The 19,696-nt window shown below is 29.0% G+C and carries 11 protein-coding genes, 6 tRNA genes, 2 rRNA genes and 1 other annotated feature (1 of these 20 running past the window's edge); of the genes, 18 read left to right on the forward strand and 1 reads right to left on the reverse strand.

Annotated features, from left to right (window positions below; all coding sequences use genetic code 11):
- The 16 genes from CLSA_RS00045 to addA form a co-directional block, all read left to right on the forward strand.
- Window positions 1-1,671 (forward strand): 23S ribosomal RNA (locus CLSA_RS00045) (it extends 1,239 nt beyond the left edge of the window).
- 109 nt (window positions 1,672-1,780) lie between these two features.
- Window positions 1,781-1,897: ribosomal RNA gene (gene rrf, locus CLSA_RS00050) — 5S ribosomal RNA — on the forward strand.
- Window positions 1,898-1,905: 8 nt separating this feature from the next.
- Window positions 1,906-1,982 (forward strand) — tRNA-Ile (locus tag CLSA_RS00055).
- 1 nt (window position 1,983) lies between these two features.
- Window positions 1,984-2,059 (forward strand) — tRNA-Ala (locus tag CLSA_RS00060).
- A gap of 92 nt (window positions 2,060-2,151) precedes the next feature.
- Window positions 2,152-2,661 carry an HD domain-containing protein gene (locus CLSA_RS00065; RefSeq protein WP_022743390.1) on the forward strand — a complete coding sequence of 170 codons (510 nt, stop codon included), beginning with the start codon at window positions 2,152-2,154 and terminating at the stop codon, window positions 2,659-2,661.
- 111 nt (window positions 2,662-2,772) lie between these two features.
- The gene (locus CLSA_RS00070) at window positions 2,773-3,285 is read left to right on the forward strand and encodes a transcription repressor NadR (protein ID WP_022743391.1); all 513 of its coding nucleotides are present in this window, start codon (window positions 2,773-2,775) and stop codon (window positions 3,283-3,285) included.
- A gap of 12 nt (window positions 3,286-3,297) precedes the next feature.
- Complete coding sequence (locus CLSA_RS00075) at window positions 3,298-4,692, forward strand: NAD(P)/FAD-dependent oxidoreductase (protein ID WP_022743392.1); 1,395 nt, start codon at window positions 3,298-3,300, stop codon at window positions 4,690-4,692.
- Window positions 4,693-4,708: 16 nt separating this feature from the next.
- Window positions 4,709-4,936 (forward strand): DUF1667 domain-containing protein, encoded by a 228-nt coding sequence (locus CLSA_RS00080; RefSeq protein ID WP_022743393.1) that lies wholly within the window; start codon window positions 4,709-4,711, stop codon window positions 4,934-4,936.
- A 149-nt stretch (window positions 4,937-5,085) separates the two neighbouring features.
- Window positions 5,086-5,285: a binding site (T-box leader), on the forward strand.
- A gap of 61 nt (window positions 5,286-5,346) precedes the next feature.
- Window positions 5,347-6,624 (forward strand): serine--tRNA ligase, encoded by a 1,278-nt coding sequence (serS, locus tag CLSA_RS00085; protein ID WP_022743394.1) that lies wholly within the window; start codon window positions 5,347-5,349, stop codon window positions 6,622-6,624.
- Window positions 6,625-6,941: 317 nt separating this feature from the next.
- Window positions 6,942-7,032 (forward strand) — tRNA-Ser (locus tag CLSA_RS00090).
- 35 nt (window positions 7,033-7,067) lie between these two features.
- Window positions 7,068-7,158 (forward strand) — tRNA-Ser (locus CLSA_RS00095).
- A 519-nt stretch (window positions 7,159-7,677) separates the two neighbouring features.
- Window positions 7,678-7,768: transfer RNA gene (locus CLSA_RS00100), tRNA-Ser, on the forward strand.
- A gap of 34 nt (window positions 7,769-7,802) precedes the next feature.
- Window positions 7,803-7,893, forward strand: a tRNA-Ser gene (locus CLSA_RS00105).
- Between the two features lie 184 nt (window positions 7,894-8,077).
- Window positions 8,078-8,581 carry a GNAT family N-acetyltransferase gene (locus CLSA_RS00110; protein ID WP_041715967.1) on the forward strand — a complete coding sequence of 168 codons (504 nt, stop codon included), beginning with the start codon at window positions 8,078-8,080 and terminating at the stop codon, window positions 8,579-8,581.
- Between the two features lie 39 nt (window positions 8,582-8,620).
- Entirely contained in the window at window positions 8,621-12,121 is a 3,501-nt protein-coding gene (addB, locus tag CLSA_RS00115; RefSeq protein WP_022743396.1) for a helicase-exonuclease AddAB subunit AddB, read from the forward strand.
- A 47-nt stretch (window positions 12,122-12,168) separates the two neighbouring features.
- Window positions 12,169-15,900, forward strand: a complete 3,732-nt coding sequence (gene addA / locus CLSA_RS00120; RefSeq protein ID WP_022743397.1) for a helicase-exonuclease AddAB subunit AddA — start codon at window positions 12,169-12,171, stop codon at window positions 15,898-15,900.
- Window positions 15,901-16,164: 264 nt separating this feature from the next.
- Here addA and CLSA_RS00125 read toward each other — a convergent pair whose 3' ends face one another.
- Window positions 16,165-17,349 carry a L,D-transpeptidase gene (locus tag CLSA_RS00125; RefSeq protein WP_022743398.1) on the reverse strand — a complete coding sequence of 395 codons (1,185 nt, stop codon included), beginning with the start codon at window positions 17,347-17,349 and terminating at the stop codon, window positions 16,165-16,167.
- Between the two features lie 204 nt (window positions 17,350-17,553).
- Between CLSA_RS00125 and CLSA_RS00130 the strand changes: the two genes are divergently transcribed.
- Window positions 17,554-18,360, forward strand: a complete 807-nt coding sequence (locus tag CLSA_RS00130) for a DUF1189 domain-containing protein (protein WP_022743399.1) — start codon at window positions 17,554-17,556, stop codon at window positions 18,358-18,360.
- A 298-nt stretch (window positions 18,361-18,658) separates the two neighbouring features.
- Window positions 18,659-19,558: a sensor histidine kinase gene (locus tag CLSA_RS00135; RefSeq protein WP_022743400.1), complete on the forward strand. Its 900-nt coding sequence runs from the start codon at window positions 18,659-18,661 to the stop codon at window positions 19,556-19,558.
- Window positions 19,559-19,696 lie beyond the last annotated feature (138 nt).

The following is a 19,696-nucleotide window of genomic DNA, read 5'->3' on the forward strand; positions in this document are numbered from 1 at the left end:
TCGGGCTGAAGTCGTACCGAAAGGAGCGGTGGACTGATTACGAGTGAGAATGTTGGCATTAGTAGCGAGATGTAGGTGAGAATCCTACAGGCCGAATATCTAAGGTTTCCTGAGTAAAGTTTGTCTTCTCAGGGTTAGTCGGGACCTAAGGCGAGGCCGAAAGGCGTAGTCGATGGACAATTGGTTGATATTCCAATACCACTATAATCGTTATTATCGATGGTGTGACGGAGAAGGATAGGATGTGCTAACTATTGGATGTTAGTCTAAGCGTTTAGGGAGTTAGGATAGGCAAATCCGTTCTAACAATTCTGAGGCGTGATGGGGAAGGTTCCACGGAACCGAAGTATCTGATTCCATGCTTCCAAGAAAAGCATCTAGAGAGAGAAGTAGTGCCCGTACCGCAAACCGACACAGGTAGATGAGGAGAGAATCCTAAGGCCGACGGAAGAATTGCAGTTAAGGAACTAGGCAAATTGACCCCGTAACTTCGGGAGAAGGGGTGCCTGCTTTACGGCAGGCCGCAGAGAATAGGCACAAGCAACTGTTTAACAAAAACACAGGTCTCTGCTAAAGCGAAAGCTGATGTATAGGGGCTGACGCCTGCCCGGTGCTGGAAGGTTAAGGGGAACACTTAGCGTAAGCGAAGGTGTGAACTTAAGCCCCAGTAAACGGCGGCCGTAACTATAACGGTCCTAAGGTAGCGAAATTCCTTGTCAGGTAAGTTCTGACCCGCACGAATGGCGTAATGACTTGTGCACTGTCTCAACTGCAAATCCGGCGAAGTTGTAGTGCGAGTGAAGATGCTCGCTACCCGCGATTGGACGGAAAGACCCCGTAGAGCTTTACTGTAGCTTAGCATTGAATTTCGGTATTGTCTGTACAGGATAGGTGGGAGACTGGGAAACTAGGGCGTCAGCCTTAGTGGAGTCGTTGTTGGGATACCACCCTGATAGTATTGAAATTCTAACTGGATGCCATGAAACTGGTGACAGGACATTGTTAGGTGGGCAGTTTGACTGGGGCGGTCGCCTCCTAAAATGTAACGGAGGCGCCCAAAGGTTCCCTCAGAACGGTCGGAAATCGTTCGAAGAGTGCAAAGGCAGAAGGGAGCCTGACTGCGACACCTACAAGTGGAGCAGGGACGAAAGTCGGGCTTAGTGATCCGGTGGTACCTCGTGGGAGGGCCATCGCTCAACGGATAAAAGCTACCTCGGGGATAACAGGCTGATCTCCCCCAAGAGTTCACATCGACGGGGAGGTTTGGCACCTCGATGTCGGCTCGTCGCATCCTGGGGCTGAAGTAGGTCCCAAGGGTTGGGCTGTTCGCCCATTAAAGCGGCACGCGAGCTGGGTTCAGAACGTCGTGAGACAGTTCGGTCCCTATCCGTCGCGGGCGTAGGAAATTTGAGAGGAGCTGTCCTTAGTACGAGAGGACCGGGATGGACTGACCTATGGTGTACCAGTTGTTTCGCCAGAAGCATAGCTGGGTAGCTAAGTCGGGAAGGGATAAACGCTGAAAGCATCTAAGTGTGAAGCCCACCTCAAGATGAGATTTCCCATAGCATAAGCTAGTAAGACCCCTTGAAGACTACAAGGTTGATAGGTCAGAGGTGTAAGTGCGGCAACGTATTTAGCTGACTGATACTAATAGGTCGAGGGCTTGACCAATATAATCAAGTTGTAATACATTAAGAACTATGTGCAATTTTGAAAGAGCAAAATCTTTCAAAAAAATGTTTGACATATTGATAATTAATGTGTATAATATTAATGAAAATCTGGTAATGATGGCATAGAGGTAACACTCCTTCCCATTCCGAACAGGACAGTTAAGGTCTATAGCGCTGATGGTACTGCATGGGAGACTGTGTGGAAGAGTAAGACGTTGCCAGGTAATAAAAAGGATCTTTAGCTCAGTTGGTTAGAGCAACCGGCTCATAACCGGTAGGTCTAGGGTTCGAGTCCCTGAAGGTCCACCATGGGGGTATAGCTCAGTTGGGAGAGCACCTGCCTTGCACGCAGGGGGTCAAGAGTTCGAATCTCTTTATCTCCACCAAAAAAAGTTATGAAGTATTTCATAACTTTTTTTATTATGTATATAATTAAGTTCATTTTAGTATATGAAATATAATAAGGGGATATATAAATATGCAATTTTATAGAATTAAACAATTTTATTGGGCAGTTCAATCTTTAATAAAGAAGGATGACTTTGCAATATTGAATAAATACCTTAATTCAGAACAATTAAATTTATTTATGAAAATAAGTAAATCGGAAAGACAACATTCAATAAGAGTATGTAAGTCAGCCATAAATTATATATATGATAAAAACATTTCCAATATTGATAAGAATAAAATGAGTAAATGTGCATTATTACATGATATAGGAAAATCACAAGTTAGAATAAATATATTTGAGAAAAGTTTTGTTGTTATTATGAATAAGATTACTTTAGGAAGCTTTTTAAAGTATAATAAAATTAAGAGAATAAGTAATTATTATAATCATCCTAGAATTGGAGCAAAGCTGTTAAGAGATTCTGGTGAAAAGGATGAAGAGATAATTGAATGCATAGAACAACATCATAATGAAGAAATTAAAGAGAAAAGCATTTATTTAAAAATATTAATGATATGTGATAATTGTAATTAATATTATTTGGTTAATTTATGGATGATAATTAGAGTTACTATAAATAGTGCTTTAAGTAAATTGTAGGGGAAAGAAATTTACTAAGAGAAAATTCTTTTTCAGGAGGTCAATATGAATTCTATTGAACGAAGAGATAGTATAATTAAGTTATTATTAGAGAGCAATAAGCCATTAAAAGGTACTACTATAGCTGAAAAATATGCTGTAACCAGACAAGTAATTGTAAAGGATATAGCTATTCTTAGAGCTAAGGGAGAAAATATAATAGCAACGCCAGATGGATATATAGTAAATAATAATGAAGGGAAAGTTAAAGCTATTATAGCTGTGACTCACGATAAAGAGCAAATGTTTGAGGAAATGAGCATAGTAATTAAATATGGGGGGATAATTGAAGATGTTATAGTAGAACATCCGTTATATGGTGAGATAAAAGGAATGCTTATGATTAAAAATTTTAATGAATTAAATAAGTTTATTATAAAGTATAAGGAACAAAAAGCAAAATTATTATCAGTATTAACTAATGGAGTTCATCTTCATACTATAGCAGCAGATACTGAAGATGATATTGAATTAATAATATCAGAATTAAAAGAACGTAACTTTGTGGTTTCAGATTAGGAGGATTAAGTTATGGATTATGATGTATTAATTTTAGGTGGCGGTATAGTTGGTTGTGCAGTAGCTTATGAGTTATCTAAATATAATATAAATATAGCTTTAATTGAAAAAGATTATGACGTAGCCAATGATGTTTCTCTTGTTAATACAGCTGTCGTTTATGATGGATCGGAAACATCTGATTATGTAATGGCTAAGCTAGAGAATTCTGGAATGAAGTTAATTCAAAAGCATTGTGAGAAATTTAATTTACCATATAAAAGAGTAGGTGCATTAAGAATTTCTTCAAATGATAGTGGCAATAAGCGATTAGATATTATGTATAATAAGGCTAATGAACGTGGCATTTTAGGAGTTCACTTAATAGAAGATAATGCTATTTATGATATAGAGCCAAATTTAAAGATAAAAGCAGAAAAAGCACTATATTCAGAAAATATTGCGGTTATTTCACCTTACAATTTAGCCATTTCATATGCTGAAGTTGCTGCTGATAATGGAGTGAATTTTAGATTAGAAGAAGAGGTTATTGATATTAAGAATGTAAGCAAAGGCTTTAAGGTAACAACTAATAAAAACAAGTTTACTTGTAAGTTCGTGGTTAATACAATACCAAGTGAAATTTTTGCAGGAAGATATGTAGAAGGCAAAAATGAAGTAATAAATAAAAAAATGAATTATATTTTATTTAATGAAAATTTAGATAATTACATTAATAGTGTAATTATTAATGATATAGATGAAGATGCTTTTGTAATAAATATACCAACAGCATCAAAAGAAAATTTAATTGGGATAAAGGGATATGATTTTTTAAGTTTAGAGGATGGATTACAATTATCTAAGAGTATTTTACAGGATGTAAAAAAGGAAGTAGTTATGAATATTTTTACTGAAACATACAGTAAAGGTAATACGTTAATTGATGATAATAAGATTCAAGATGGATATATAAAAGTTACTGGAAGTCATTATAGTAAGATAACAATTGCACCTGCTATTGCTGAAAAGATTGAAGAATCATTAAAAACTAATATGAATATAACTAAGAAGAGAGACTATGTTGATAAGAATAGGGAAATGTATACATTTAAGAATATGTCTAAAGAACAAAGAAATGAGATAATTGCTTTAGATTCAAGGTATGGAAACATAATATGTAGTTGTAATAATGTTACAGAAGGTGAAATCATAGATTGTATTAGAAGGCCACTTGGTGCAAGAACTGTAGAAGGAGTTAAAAGACGTACAGGAATAGGTCTAGGTAGCTGTAATGGTTCTTATTGTAAAATGAAAATTATAAAAATTTTAGCTAGAGAAATGAATGAAAGTCCTTTAAGCATAGTATATGATTCGATGGATTCAAAGGTATTAGTTAGCAGAATTAAAGAATTTAATGAAATCTAACTAGGAGGAAATTAAAATGAGCAATAAAGATATTTTTACAAGTTTGGTTAGAATAAAGGGTGATTTAAATAACAAAGTTGCATCTGTAAAAAGTACTAAGCCTATAGAAAAGGAGTTATGGAGGGAGTTTTCCAAAGTTCTTAGTAGAATATATATAAGTACTCCTATTGATATCGGAGATATCATTTGTAAGAATATAATGAATACAGGTATAGATATTGTTTGTACAAGAAGGATTGATTGATATTTTTTATATGCTTTGATGTATATATAAATTAAAATTTCTAAGGAAAGTTAAGTTAGTGTTACATTATTTGAGTATAAATTATTTTTTGTAACACATATATATTGACAAATATAGGTGTTTTGTAATATATTAAATTTAAGTTAATATAAAAACCTGTGATGAGAATAGTAATAATATTATGATTTTTAGAGAGTCAGTGGTTAGGTGTAAACTGATAATTGTAGATTATGAATCCACCTCTGAGGGACTGCGATGAGTAGTACGGTATATATCGTTAAATAGTTAAGTGGATAGTATTTTTAATACTATCAATTAGGGTGGCAACGCGGAGTTCTTCGTCCCTTGTATGGGAAGAAGGACTCTTTTTTTATTGAAAAATATATTTTTATTTTAGGAGGATAAATTACATGTTAGATTTAAAAAGAATAAGAAACAATCCAGAAGAAATTAAGAAAGCTTTATCAAATAGAGGGGAAGATTTTGATGCTAAGGTTATTGATGAAATAATACAATTAGATGAAGAAAGAAGAAAAATATTAGTAGAAGTTGAAACACTAAAAAATAAAAGAAATCAAGCTTCAGCTGAAATTCCTAAGCTTAAGAAAGCAGGAGAAGATGTTACTTCAATAATGACTGAAATGAGAGAATTAGGAGATGAAATTAAGCAATTTGATGTTAGGGTAACAGAAATAGATGAAAGAATAAAATATATTATGTTAAGAATACCTAATATACCAAATCCAGAAGTTCCAGATGGTGAAACAGATGAGGATAATATTGAAATAAAAAGATGGGGAGAGCCAACTAAATTTAGTTTTGAACCAAAAGCACATTGGGATCTAGGAACTGACTTAAACATTTTAGACTTTGAAAGAGGTGGAAAGGTAGCTGGATCTAGATTTACTGTGTATAAGGGATTAGGAGCTAGATTGGAAAGAATGATAATTTCTTATTTCTTAGATAAGCATACATGTGAGAATGGATATACTGAAATATTACCACCATACATGGTTAATAGAGATAGTATGACAGGAACAGGTCAATTACCTAAGTTTGAAGAAGATGCATTTAAAGTTGAAAACAATGGATATTTCTTAATTCCTACAGCAGAAGTTCCTGTAACTAACATGTACAGAAATGAAGTACTTGCTGGAGCAGACTTACCAATTAAGCATGCTGCATATTCAGCTTGTTTTAGAGCAGAAGCGGGTTCTGCTGGAAGAGATACAAGAGGTCTTGTTAGACAACATCAATTTAATAAGGTCGAATTGGTTAAATTTTGTAAGCCAGAAGATTCTTATAATGAATTAGATAAACTTGTTACTGATGCTGAATCTGTATTACAAGGATTAGGTTTGCCTTATAGAATAGTTAGAATATGTAAAGGTGATTTAGGATTTACTGCAGCTTTAAAATATGATATAGAAGTTTGGATGCCAAGTTATAATAGATATGTAGAAATTTCAAGTTGTTCAAATTTTGAAGATTTCCAAGCAAGAAGAGCTAATATTAAATATAGAGAAACTCCAAAAAATAAACCACAATTTGTTCATACATTAAATGGATCAGGAGTTGCGATAGGTAGAACAGTTGCAGCTATATTAGAAAACTATCAAAGAGAAGATGGCAGTGTAGAAATCCCAGAAGTTTTAAGAAGATATATGAATTGTGATGAAATAAGATAGTTTGTTATTAAAAAGATATAATATGTAATAAAGCATTAAAAGGAAGTATGAATAAGTTATTTTTACATTATAAATTCATACTTCTTTTTAATAAAACATAATAAGAAGAGAAATAAGTTATTTGTATATTAATATATGTATAAATGAAACGAAGCTATGCAAATTTTTAGTTTTTATACATTTTATCTTTAATTATGATGTCAAAATTTCTACTGTATTTAAACATTAATAAATAAAATCATTTATTAAAATAATTTTATTTAAAAGTGTTGACATAATAATAATTGCTTGCTATAATAAATCTTGTCGTAAGACGTGGAAAGATGGTCGAGTTGGTTTAAGGCACCGGTCTTGAAAACCGGCGTGCGTGTAAGCGTACCTAGGGTTCGAATCCCTATCTTTCCGCCATTTTTTTTATCTAAAAATAAAGATAGAAGGCACATGGAGAATTACTCAAGTGGCTGAAGAGGCGCCCCTGCTAAGGGCGTAGGTCGGGTAACTGGCGCCCGGGTTCAAATCCCGGATTCTCCGCCAAAGCATCTAATATTTTATTAGATGCTTTTTTATATTTAGAAAAGTATAAAAATTCTGAAGTGCAAACTATAGTGATATCAATGTTTTAAAGAGTACAAAGTATAACAAGTTTATTATAAAGTAGACATGGTGAAGTAAATTTGTTATTATTGACGAAATTATGATAAATCAAAATATTACGATAATGTTTGAAAGTATCAAAAAATATATTGTGCTAAGCAAAGTTTAGTGTTATATATATGGTACAATATGATTTATTCATTACTTAGTGATACTGTACATAACTTTAATTTAGAATTCAATTTTTAACATATATATTTCTTTATTTTATTATATGGAAAGTTATAAAAATAAAATTTTAAACTATTCATTTCATAATTTAGATTTTTCAATAAAATTAAGTTAATGTTGCTCATTTTAATATAAATTGTCCTTGGTAAAATATACATTAATGAAAAATAAAAAAATATGTTGACACATATTAAAATCATTGCTATAATAAATCATGTCGTGAGACGTGGAAAGATGGTCGAGTTGGTTTAAGGCACCGGTCTTGAAAACCGGCGTGCGTGTAAGCGTACCTAGGGTTCGAATCCCTATCTTTCCGCCATTTAATATAATAATAAAAAATGCAGAAGGCACATGGAGAATTACTCAAGTGGCTGAAGAGGCGCCCCTGCTAAGGGCGTAGGTCGGGTAACTGGCGCCCGGGTTCAAATCCCGGATTCTCCGCCAAAAACATCTAACATTATGTTAGATGTTTTTTTGTTTTGTAAATTTTTATATAATCATTTATTATATATTTTAATACTTATTTCTAAAAAGTTACAGTATTGAATAATATATTATAAAGCAAAAATATAATGATGATACATAGTATAATTATATAAGAGAGATTAATCAGATAAGAAGGTGCATTGTGCTTAAAGGAGAGAAAATATATTTAAGGTTACTTGAGAAAAGGGATATATTAATGTTGCATAAGTTATGTAATGAAGAGGAAGTTAAAAAATACAATATAATATCGAGTGATATTAATGAAGATAAAAATAATCTCAAACAGACAAACTTAAGAAAAGCTTTAAGCATAATTAACGAAAAAAATGTTTTAGTTGGTTTTATAACATATAAGGAAAGTGATTATTGTCAAAATGTATATTCTATTGGAATTACAATAGGAAGTAGGTATTGGAATAGGTCTTATGGGCAAGACTCTATAAAAGTATTATTAAAATATTTATTTGAAGAGTTGAATGCTATACGGGTAGAATTAGAAGTAATCAAATCAAATTTTAGAGCAATAAATTGTTATAAAAAATGTGGGTTTAGGGAATGTGGAATTAGATATAATAGGTGTTGTATAGATGGATCAGATGTTGATACTGTAATTATGAGCATACGTAATGATAAATCCAACATCTAATAATAAAAGTTGATTATTAGATCTAGAGGTGAAAAATAGATGAGTATAAGATTTATATATGGTAGGGCTGGGACTGGGAAAAGTGAATTTTGCATAAATGAAATAAAGAAAAAAATCGAAAAAAGTGAGGATTATAAGTTAATTTTATTAGTTCCAGAGCAATATACATTCAATACTGAAAATAAGATTTTAAAAAGTATTGGTGAAATAGCTCTTTTAAGAACCGAAGTTTTGAGTTTTAAGAGGATGGCTCACACAGTATTTGAAGAATGTGGCGGACGTGTTAAAGAGATAATAAAAGAATCAGGAAAAAACATGTTGATTCATAAAGTATTAAATGAAAATATTGATTCTTTAGAATACTTTAAAAAAATATCAAGAGAACAGGGTTTTAATGAAATTATAGCAGATATTATTTCGGAATTTAAAAAGTATAATGTTAATATTGAAAATTTAGTAGAAATAGATAAAAGTATTAATGATATAGAATTAGTGCAAAAAATTAAGGAATTAGCAGTAATTTATGATGCTTTTAATTTGAAGATGAATCAAGGATATATTGATAGTGATGATGAATTAACTTTATTAGGAAAAAAGTTATTAAATAGCAATATTTATAAAGATTGTGAAGTATGGATAGACGAATTTACTAGTTTCACACCTCAACAATTAGAGATTATAAGATTATTGGCAAAAAGGTGCAGAAGAATAAATATAACTCTTTGTATGGAAAGTTCATTTATGCAAAAAGAGGATGAAGATATAACAGATGTTTTTAATTCAATAAAGAAAACTGAAATGAGTATAATGAAAATAGTGGAAGAAAATAATATAGCTTATGATAAGCCTATTGATTTAAATACTAATTTTCCATATAGATTCAAAAATAGTTATGAATTAAGACATATAGAAAAATACTTTTTTACTTATCCGTTTAATTCATATAAGGGGTTAAATAAAAATGTTTCACTTTATAAAGCAAATAATATATATGATGAGATTGAGAGAGTTGCGAAAAGCATAGTTAAACTTGTAAGAGATAATGGGTATAGATATAAGGATATATCAGTTGTCTGTAGAAATATTGATGATTATGAGAAAATAACATCAGTAATATTTAAGGAGTACAATATACCGTATTTTTTAGATAAGAAGCTTCAATTATTAAATAATCCGTTAATTATACTTATAACATCTGCTTTTGAAATCTTGTTTAAGAATTGGTCTTATGAAAGTATATTTAAGTATTTAAAAAGTGGGTTAACAGGAATAGAAAGTTTAGATATTGATATATTAGAAAACTTTATATTGGAAAATGGAGTGAAGGGATATAAGTGGACTGTAAAAGAAATAATTTCTGAAAAATGGTTTCACAATAATAAAGAATTAACAGAAGAGCAAGTGGGAATAGCTGAAATTATGGAGGAGATAAGAAGACCACTTATAACTTTTCATAATAAAATAAATGGAAATCATACTGTAAGGGATATTTGTGCTGCTATTTATGAATTTTTAGTTGATTTAAAAGCGTTCAAAAGAATAGAATTATGGATTGAGAATTTTGAAAAGCTTGGATTAGAAGATAAGGTTAAGGAATATAGTCAAGTTGAAGGCATAGTAATAGATATTTTAGATCAAGCAGTTGATGTAATGGGAGGAGAGATTTTAGATTCTTTTGAATTTTTTAAGATATTAAATTCAGGATTCACTAATCAAGAAATTGGAGTTATACCAGTAGCTTTAGATCAAGTAAATATTGGTGATGTGGCGAGAATAAAAGGGAGAGATGTAAAAGTACTTTACATAGTTGGAGTTAATGATGGTGTGCTGCCTGCAGCCAACAAGGATGAAGGAATATTATCTGATATGGATAGAGAAACATTAAGTAAAATGGGAATAACTTTAGCATCAACAACTAGAAATAAAATATTTGAGGAACAATTTTTACTATATACTGCATTAACTATAAGCAGTGAATATTTAATGATATCTTATCCAATGGCTGATTTTGAAGGTAAATCATTGAGACCTTCAATAGTGATATCAAGAATCAAGAAGATACTTCCTAATTTAATAGAGGAGAGTTCAATATTTGATTTAGTAAGTAATTCAAATATGCTAAATAAAATTACAACACCAATTCCTACATTTAATGAGTTAATATTAGCGGTGAGAAGAGATTTTGATAAGGAAGACATAGAAGAGTATTGGCCAGAAGTATATAACTGGTTTAAACAAAATGAAGAATTTAAGGATAAAATACAAAATATATTTAATGGGCTTAACTATTCTAATATAGGAGATGTAGTAGCTAAAAAGAAGCTTAGAGAACTTTATCAAAATGATATTGGAAAAATGGTATTTAGTGTATCTAGATTAGAAAAATATGCGAAATGCCCATTTTCTTATTTTGTCCAATATGGACTTAAAGCTAAAAATAGAAAAGTATATGAATTTACACCTCCAGATCTAGGCTCATTTGTTCATGATGTTTTGGATTCATTTACAAATAAAGTTAAGCATGAAGGAATTTTATGGTCTGACTTAAATAATGAAAAGTGCAGAGAAATGGTTTCTAAGTTAATTGATAAAAGATTAGACGAAGAAAGTAATTCAATATTGAATAGTACTAAGAGATTTAAATATTTAGCTCAAAGGTTTAAGCGAGTGATTTCTAAGTCTATTACAATTATAGCAGAGCAAATAAATCAAGGTAAGTTTGAAGTATTCAAGACTGAATTTGATTTTGGCAGCTATAGTCAAGGTGAAGCAATAACATTAGATTTAAATTCTAATGAAAAAATATACCTGCAAGGAAGAATTGATAGGATAGATACATTAGATTTAGATGATGAAACTTATGTAAGAATTATAGATTACAAGACAGGTGCTAAGCAGTTTGAGTTAAATGAATTGTATCATGGTTTACAAATGCAGTTACTAGTTTATTTAGATGCTTTAATTAAGAATTCTAAATATATATTAGAGAAGCAGGTTAAACCAGGAGGAATATTTTATTTCAAAATAGATGATCCAATAATTAAGGGCAAGAAAGAAATGACAGTAGAAGAGGTTGAAGTAGAAGTTTTAGATGCATTGAAAATGAAGGGCTTGGTATTAAAGGATGCCAGAGTTGTTAGGGCTATGGATAAGGATATTGATGGTTATTCATTGATAATACCAGCTGCATTTAAGAAAGATGGAGATTTTAAAGCTAATAGTGATGTAGTAACAGAAGAAGAGTTTAATTTGCTTAGGGATTATGTAAACAAAAAAATGATTGAATTATGTAAAGAAATGTTAAGTGGAGAAGTCAAAATACAACCTGTAAAGCAGTCGAATAGAGTCCAATGTGAATATTGTGATTTCTCTGCAATATGTCAATTTGATACTGATATAAAAGATAATAAGTATAACGTGATAATAAAGAAATCTCAAAATGAAATTTGGAGTGATATAAAAAAGGAGATAGTCTGTACCAATAGTTTTAGTGAGAAAAATAGTAATAAGGATTCAAAAGAAAATAATGTATTAGAATAATTACTAAAATCTGATTAGAGAAGTTTAATTACAGATAGGAGAAAAATATGGGTGAAACAAAATGGACTGATGAACAGTTAAGTGCAATTGAAACAAGAAATTGTAATTTGTTAGTTGCAGCAGCTGCAGGATCTGGTAAAACTGCTGTTTTGGTAGAAAGAATTATAAGAATTATCACAAATGAAGAAGCTCCAGTAGATATAGATAAATTATTAGTTGTTACCTTTACAAATGCAGCAGCAGCAGAAATGAGAGAGAGGATAGCAATAGCTATATCTAAGGAATTAGATAAGAATCCAAATTCTAAAAATCTTCAAAAACAATTAACTTTATTAAATAGAGCTAATATTACAACTATGCATTCATTCTGTTTAGATGTAATTAAAAGTAATTTTCATAAGATTGACTTGGATCCTTCTTTTAGGATAGGAGATCAAACAGAGGGGACGTTAATAAAGGCAGAAGTAATTGAGGAACTTTTTGAAGATAAATATGATGAAGATGATGCTGATTTCATAAATTTAGTTGAGGTTTTTGGAAATTATAAAAATGATGACAATTTAAAAGATTTAGTTTTAGATTTATATGATTTTACAATGTCAGGACCATGGCCAGAACGATGGCTTATTGATAGTGCAGAGGAATTTAATATAAAAACATTAGAGGAATTGAATAATAGTAAATGGGTTAAGGTGTTAAATGAAAGTGTTAGTGTTGAAATTCAAGGATATATTAACTCTATGGAAAAGGCAATTGAAATTATTAATAGCACAGATGGTCTTGAGCCTTATTTAGATAGTTTTATAAGTGAATTATCTCAGATAAAAAGTATTTACGAGAATATTAATAATGGACTAGAAAAGATGTATATTGGAATATTATCTATAAATTTTGGTAAGCTTAAACCTATAAAGAAGGATAAAGTTTCAGATCAGAATGCACAAAATCTTGTAAAGAATATAAGGGATGATATAAAAAAGAGAATATCATCTTTAGTAAACAATATATTTTCAGTAACGCCTGATGACATGTTGATTAACATTCAGGGATCATATCCTTATATAAAAAAGTTATCAGAAATTGTATTAGAATTTGGCGAAAGATTTAGTAAAAAGAAAAAAGAAAGAAATATTTTAGATTTTAATGATTTAGAACACTTATGTTTAAAGATATTAATTGAATATGATGAAAATAAGAATTTAATACCATCTAAAGTTGCAGAAAACTTTAAAAATTATTTTGATGAAGTACTCGTAGATGAATATCAGGATTCTAATAGTGTTCAAGAAACTATAATTGGTTTAGTATCTAGAAGAGATTCAGACATTCCTAATGTGTTTATGGTTGGAGATGTTAAGCAAAGTATATATAGGTTTAGGCAGGCTAAACCAGAATTGTTTATAGAGAAATACAACAATTACCAAACTAATATAGGCATTAATAGAAAAATTCAATTATACAAAAATTTTAGAAGTAGAAAAGAAATTATTGATGGAGTTAATTACATTTTTAAGGAAGTTATGTCTCAAACTGTTGGGGAGTTGGAATATACAGATGATGAAGCTTTAAATTTAGGTGCGAATTATAAAGAGTTTGATGATGACAATATAACTCTTGGTGGAGCAATAGAAGTTAATATAGTAGATAAGAATGGTAAAAATATTGAAGAGGATATTGAAGATGAACAAGAAGAAATTGAGGCTGTTAATTTAGAAGGAAGAATCATTGCTAAAAGAATAAATGAATTAATGTCATCAAAAGCAGAAAAAGTTTTTAAAGTTTTGGATAAGGAAACAGGGGAATATAGACCATTAAGATATAAAGATATAGTAATTCTTTTAAGAGCAACTAAGAATTGGTCTGAAAACTTATTAGAGGAATTAGGTAAAGAAGGAATTCCCGTATACGCAGATACGGGATCAGGATATTTCGAATCAATTGAGATTAGAACTATAATATCACTTTTAAAGGTAATTGATAATCCAATGCAAGATATTCCAATGATAGCATTGTTAAGATCACCAATTATGAATTTTTCAGCAGAAGAGTTAAGTGATATTAGGCTAGTGAATAAAGAAAAGTATTTTTATGAAAATATTAAATATATAGTAGATGAATCTAGCAAAGAGAATGGGTATCTATACTCTGAAGAGATTGTAGATAAATGTGTATATTTACTTCAATGCATTGATAAATGGAGAAAAAAATCAATTTACATGGCAATTGATGAATTTATATGGTATCTATATATGGATACAGCCTATTATGGGTATGTTGGAGCTATGCCTAATGGAATGTTGAGGCAAGCAAATTTAAAGATACTATTTCAAAGAGCAAGACAATTTGAGCAAACTAGTTTTAAAGGATTGTTTAATTTTATAAGTTTTATAAATAAGCTTACAAAATCCTCAGGAGATATGGGAAGTGCAAAAATATTGGGAGAAAATGAGGATGTAGTAAGAATTATGAGTATTCATAAGAGTAAGGGATTAGAGTTTCCAGTAGTGTTTTTATGTGGAACTGGAAAGCAATTTAATTTAATGGATTTAAATAAGAATATTTTATATCATGATGAATTAGGGATCGGACCTGATTTTGTAGATATAAATAAAAGATTTAGTATTGGAACTTTAGCTAAAGAGGCAATAAAAAAGAAAATAAAACTTGAAACATTATCAGAAGAAATGAGAATACTTTATGTTGCATATACCAGGGCAAAAGAAAAGTTGATTATAACAGGAGCAGTAAATAATATTGACAAGATTATAGAGAAGTGGATGAATTCAGCATCATTAGAGCATAATCTTATATTGCCATCGGAAGTTATGAAAGGAAAATCATATTTAGATTGGATTGGAATGGCTTTATGTCAGCATAATGATGGCGCTGTATTAAGAGAAAAGATTTCAGAATCAAATGAAATATCGAAGGTTGATGCATCTAGGTGGGAAGTTAAACTGTGGAACAAAGCCGATTTAATTAATATGGATGATTTAAATGATGAAACTGAAAAGGGTAAGCTTGAATCGAATGTAATAAATAATAATTCATTAAATGAAAGCACATTAAAAAGCATAGACGAGATATTGAGTTATGAATATCCATTAAAGGAATCAACTATTATTAAAAGTAATATTTCAGTTTCAGATTTAAAGAGAAGAAATTTAGAAAGAAATTTAGAAATTGAAGAAATGTATAGGGAAAAAGTTATGGTTACTCCAAAATTTCTTCAGGAAGAAAAGGGATTAACCTCATCTGAGAGAGGAACAGCAGTTCATTTTGTAATGAGGAAATTAGATTTAAATAGGGTATCAACTATAAATGAAATTAAAGATCAATTAAAGGAGTTATACGAAGGAGAATTTTTACTTGAAGCAGAAGTAAAAGCAATTAATCCATATAAAATATTAAACTTTTTTAAGTGTAATTTAGGGAGTATGATGATTGAGTTGCATAAAAAGGGTGAAAAGGTATATAGAGAGATTCCATTTTATACTGAAATAAGTAGTTTAGAAATAAATAATGATTTAGATAAGAGATATAATGATGAAACAGTTAGATTACAAGGAATTATAGATTGCTTTTTTGAATATAGAAAAGAAATAATTCTTTTAGACTATAAAACAGATTATATAGAAAAGGGAAAGGAAAATGAATTTAAAGAGAAATATAAAAAACAAATTGATTACTATAGCGATGCTATAGTAAAAATGACTGGTAAAAAAGTTAAGAAAAAATATCTATATTCATTTTATCTGGAAGAAGAAATTCAGTTATAAAATATATTAGTGCGTATTAAATTTTCAATATACATAAAACTATATTAATGCAACTAAATATTAAATAGCATAAATACTTATAATTTAAAATTTAATCTTAGTATTTATGCTATTTTTCAGTTTATTTTTAGATATTAAGTTAATGTAATAATATTCAATAATTTATAAGTTAAGGTTGGATGTTTTAATTCCACCTCTACCCTTATTAAATAAACATATTATTTTTTGAAGTTTATACAAAAATCTTGATGGACTCGAAAATAATTATTTGATTATAACTTTACTTCCTTTTGGGATATTTGTATATATCCATTTTGCATCATCAATAGAAAGTCTAATGCATCCATGAGAAGATGGTTTATTTAATGTATAATCTACTATAGTGGTCTTATCTTTAGCAAACGGAGAGGAATGAAATAATATATCACCAGTAATTTGTGTCCAGTACTTTCCGCCTTGCTTATATTTATCCGAGAAAAACCAATCTCCCTTTTCTTTAATAGAAAAAGAGCCTGTTGGAGTATCTTCACCAGTTATTCCAGTAGAACAAGGAAAGCTTTTTATTAATTGCCAGTTATCAGCAGTCCCTTTATATATATATGTTTTTTGATTTTTTAAATCTACATCAATAAAATAAGAAGTAGTACTTTCTATATTTAAAGTATTGATGTTATTTTGAGAAATAGCAGTTGTTAAAGCACGAGATGAAGCTTCAGATGCAGCAGAAGCTTTATTCAAGTATTCTTGCTGTTGTTCCTTAATTGTTGCTATCTTTTCTTGAATATCAGAATCATCTCCAAGAATATCACTGTTATTTGAAATTAGAGATAATGCTTGAGTATAATAATCATTGCTAGCTAAATCATCACAACGATCTAGTAAATCTTGTTTAAGCTTATCTTTTGAATCTCCTAAGTATTTTAATGAATCTTCATAATTTAAATCTAGTGAAGAAACTTTTTTAAAAGCAGAAATTGCTTGAGCGTATTGGCCATTGTTAAATGCTGTAATACCATTATTAAAATTATTATTAGAATCTTGATTTAAATCAATTGACTCTGAAATATTAAGTAAATCTTCGTGGGGAATGATGTCATAGCGGGCTATTTCTTTTAATTGTGTTAATGCATTTTCTGAAGAAATACTTTTATTATTAATATTATCAGATATTGTATTTGTTTTAGCATTAAAGTATTTATGTAGATCATTCATAAGCATATATGATTTGAACGGATTAGATATTTGTTTAGTTAATAGTAAGTTGTTAGCTTCTGAGAACTTATAATTGTCAAAATCAGTTTTAAATTCGTTTATTAGTTTAGTATACCTATAAGCTTCATAAATTGCACTTAATGTTAAGGTTATAAGAAATAAGAATACTAATAAGGTTATTTTAAACTTTTTTTTATATTTTAATTTATTATGATATAAGTTTTTATACAATTTCAAAATGTACCTCCTAATTAAATAATTAATATAACAAAAATACACTTAAGTTAACATTAAAATGTATTTAAAAGTATTAATTATTACTTTTATTTATAATATTAACAATAAAAGCAAATAATAAACCTTGATATTTTAAGTAATTGAAATATATGTTAATATATTTAATATGGGGTATTTAACCAAAGAATATTATTGGAGGAAAGTATGAATATTAAAACTAACTTTTTTAAGAAGTTTATAACTTCTATTTATGACATAAAAGTTTTTTCAAAATATGCGAAAGAGGGATTATTAAGAGCAATTATATATGGTGTATTGCTTAGTTTAATTTTAGGTGGAATTAAAGGGATAGCATCAGGATATAGATTTAATAGTGATATCACGCAAATAAGTGAACAGTTACAAAGTGAAAAATATAAGTTTTTTATAGAAAATGGAAATTTAAATATCAATGAGGCTCCAATTAAATTTGAGCAAGATAATACTATAATATACATTGATAATAGCAAGAATATGGCAGATGAAAGTGATTTAAAAAGTATTGTAATAAATGAGGATGTTAGCATTTTAGTTTTAAGGGATGGAATTATAGTTAATAACTATATAAATAAGTATAAAATGAGTTATATTAATTTGTTTGGAGATAAAATTATAGACAGTACAATTTTAAAAACTGCGGTTAAAAATTTAGATATTATGTTTGTAATAGCTTCAAGTATGATTAGTATAGGATTCACAATATTCAATACATTACTTAATTGTTTAATAGTTGTAGCATTTGCATCAATATTAACTATATTTATGAGGATGGTAGTTAAATACAATGCCTTATATTCATTGACTTTATATGCTGCAACTTTACCATTGATAATACAAACTATATTACAAATAGTTAATCCAACTGTAAATTTTGATGTAACATTTGTATTAGGAACTTTAACTTATGTTATATTGATATTAAAGTATATAAAAGCAGAAATAATAGAAAACATAAATAATGGAAAGTTATAATAATAACATAAATAGAAGAGAAAAGAGCTTATATTAAAGAATAATACTTTAGTATAAGCTCTCTTTATTATGAAAATATAAATAATTAATTTTTTATAATTAGTTATTATAGTGGCGCTTTTAATGTTTCCTTTTGGAATAAGATTATTAAAAAGTACTCTAAGCTAATGTTGTAGTAAATCTATAAAAGAATCAATATCGAGTTTTGGGGACAGTTGTTACAAAAGAATCAATATGTTATTATATAATAAAGGCGTATGGAAAAAAAAGTAAATAATTAATGAGAGGGGATATATAAATGGTTTTTGCTAATACTTTAAAGGATAATCAAACAAAAGATGATGAAATATTAAGTAGAGTAGAACTTTCTAAATTATCCAAAGAAGAATTAATTACTGAAATTGTTAAATTATATGAATGCAAAAAAGCTCAGGAGGATTTTATCTTGAATATTTCTCATGATTTAAGATCACCATTAAATGTTATTTTGAGTGTTTTACAATGTTATAAGGATGATTATATAAATAAAGATAAAAAAGCATGTGAGCACATAGATATTATAAAAAGAAATGGGTATAAAATATTAAAACTTATAGATAATCTTATAGATACTACAAAATTAGAAAGAAAACATTATGAATTAAAAATGGAAAACTTAGATATAATTAATTTGATAGAATGGAATATATCGTCTATGGATAAGTATGCTAAGCAAAAAGAGATAGCATTAATATTTGATACTAATGTTGAAGAATGTGTAATGGCAGTAGATTCAGAAGCTATTGATAGAATAGTTATGAATTTAATTTCAAATGCTATAAAATTTTCACCTCAAGGAAGCAATGTTTATATTAATGCTTGGAAAAATAAAAGTCAGTTAACTATATCTGTAAAAGATGAAGGTATTGGAATACCTAAAGAAGAACAAAGTAATATTTTTGATAGATTTGTTCAATCTTCTAAAAACAAAAAAAACGAACATTCAGGGAGCGGAATAGGATTAGATTTAGTAAGATATTTAACAGAAGCGCATCAAGGAAAGATAGAACTTAAGAGTGAAGAAAACAAAGGTTCAGAATTTATTGTTAGATTACCTATTAAATTATTAAGTGAAGAAGTGAATAAGAAGAATAGGTATTTAAAGACTAAAAATCAAGTTGAACTGTTAGAAATTGAATTTTCAGACATATATTTATAGGATGAATTAAAAAATTTACAATAAATATATTAGAAATAATATATTTTTGTTAAGTTTTAAATGTTCAACAGTGAAGATGTAAATTGAAAGTTGCTATACTATTTATTATGTAAATATAAGAATTAAAATTTTTTAATA

The sequence above is a fragment of the Clostridium saccharobutylicum DSM 13864 genome (genome assembly GCF_000473995.1).
Lineage (GTDB): Bacteria > Bacillota > Clostridia > Clostridiales > Clostridiaceae > Clostridium > Clostridium saccharobutylicum.

Coding starts and splice junctions, on each gene's coding strand:
- CLSA_RS00065 (WP_022743390.1), top strand. CDS start 2,152: ATGCAATTTTATAGAATTAAACAATTTTATTGGGCAGTTCAATCTTTA.
- CLSA_RS00070 (WP_022743391.1), top strand. CDS start 2,773: ATGAATTCTATTGAACGAAGAGATAGTATAATTAAGTTATTATTAGAG.
- CLSA_RS00075 (WP_022743392.1), top strand. CDS start 3,298: ATGGATTATGATGTATTAATTTTAGGTGGCGGTATAGTTGGTTGTGCA.
- CLSA_RS00080 (WP_022743393.1), top strand. CDS start 4,709: ATGAGCAATAAAGATATTTTTACAAGTTTGGTTAGAATAAAGGGTGAT.
- serS (WP_022743394.1), top strand. CDS start 5,347: ATGTTAGATTTAAAAAGAATAAGAAACAATCCAGAAGAAATTAAGAAA.
- addB (WP_022743396.1), top strand. CDS start 8,621: ATGAGTATAAGATTTATATATGGTAGGGCTGGGACTGGGAAAAGTGAA.
- addA (WP_022743397.1), top strand. CDS start 12,169: ATGGGTGAAACAAAATGGACTGATGAACAGTTAAGTGCAATTGAAACA.
- CLSA_RS00130 (WP_022743399.1), top strand. CDS start 17,554: ATGAATATTAAAACTAACTTTTTTAAGAAGTTTATAACTTCTATTTAT.
- CLSA_RS00135 (WP_022743400.1), top strand. CDS start 18,659: ATGGTTTTTGCTAATACTTTAAAGGATAATCAAACAAAAGATGATGAA.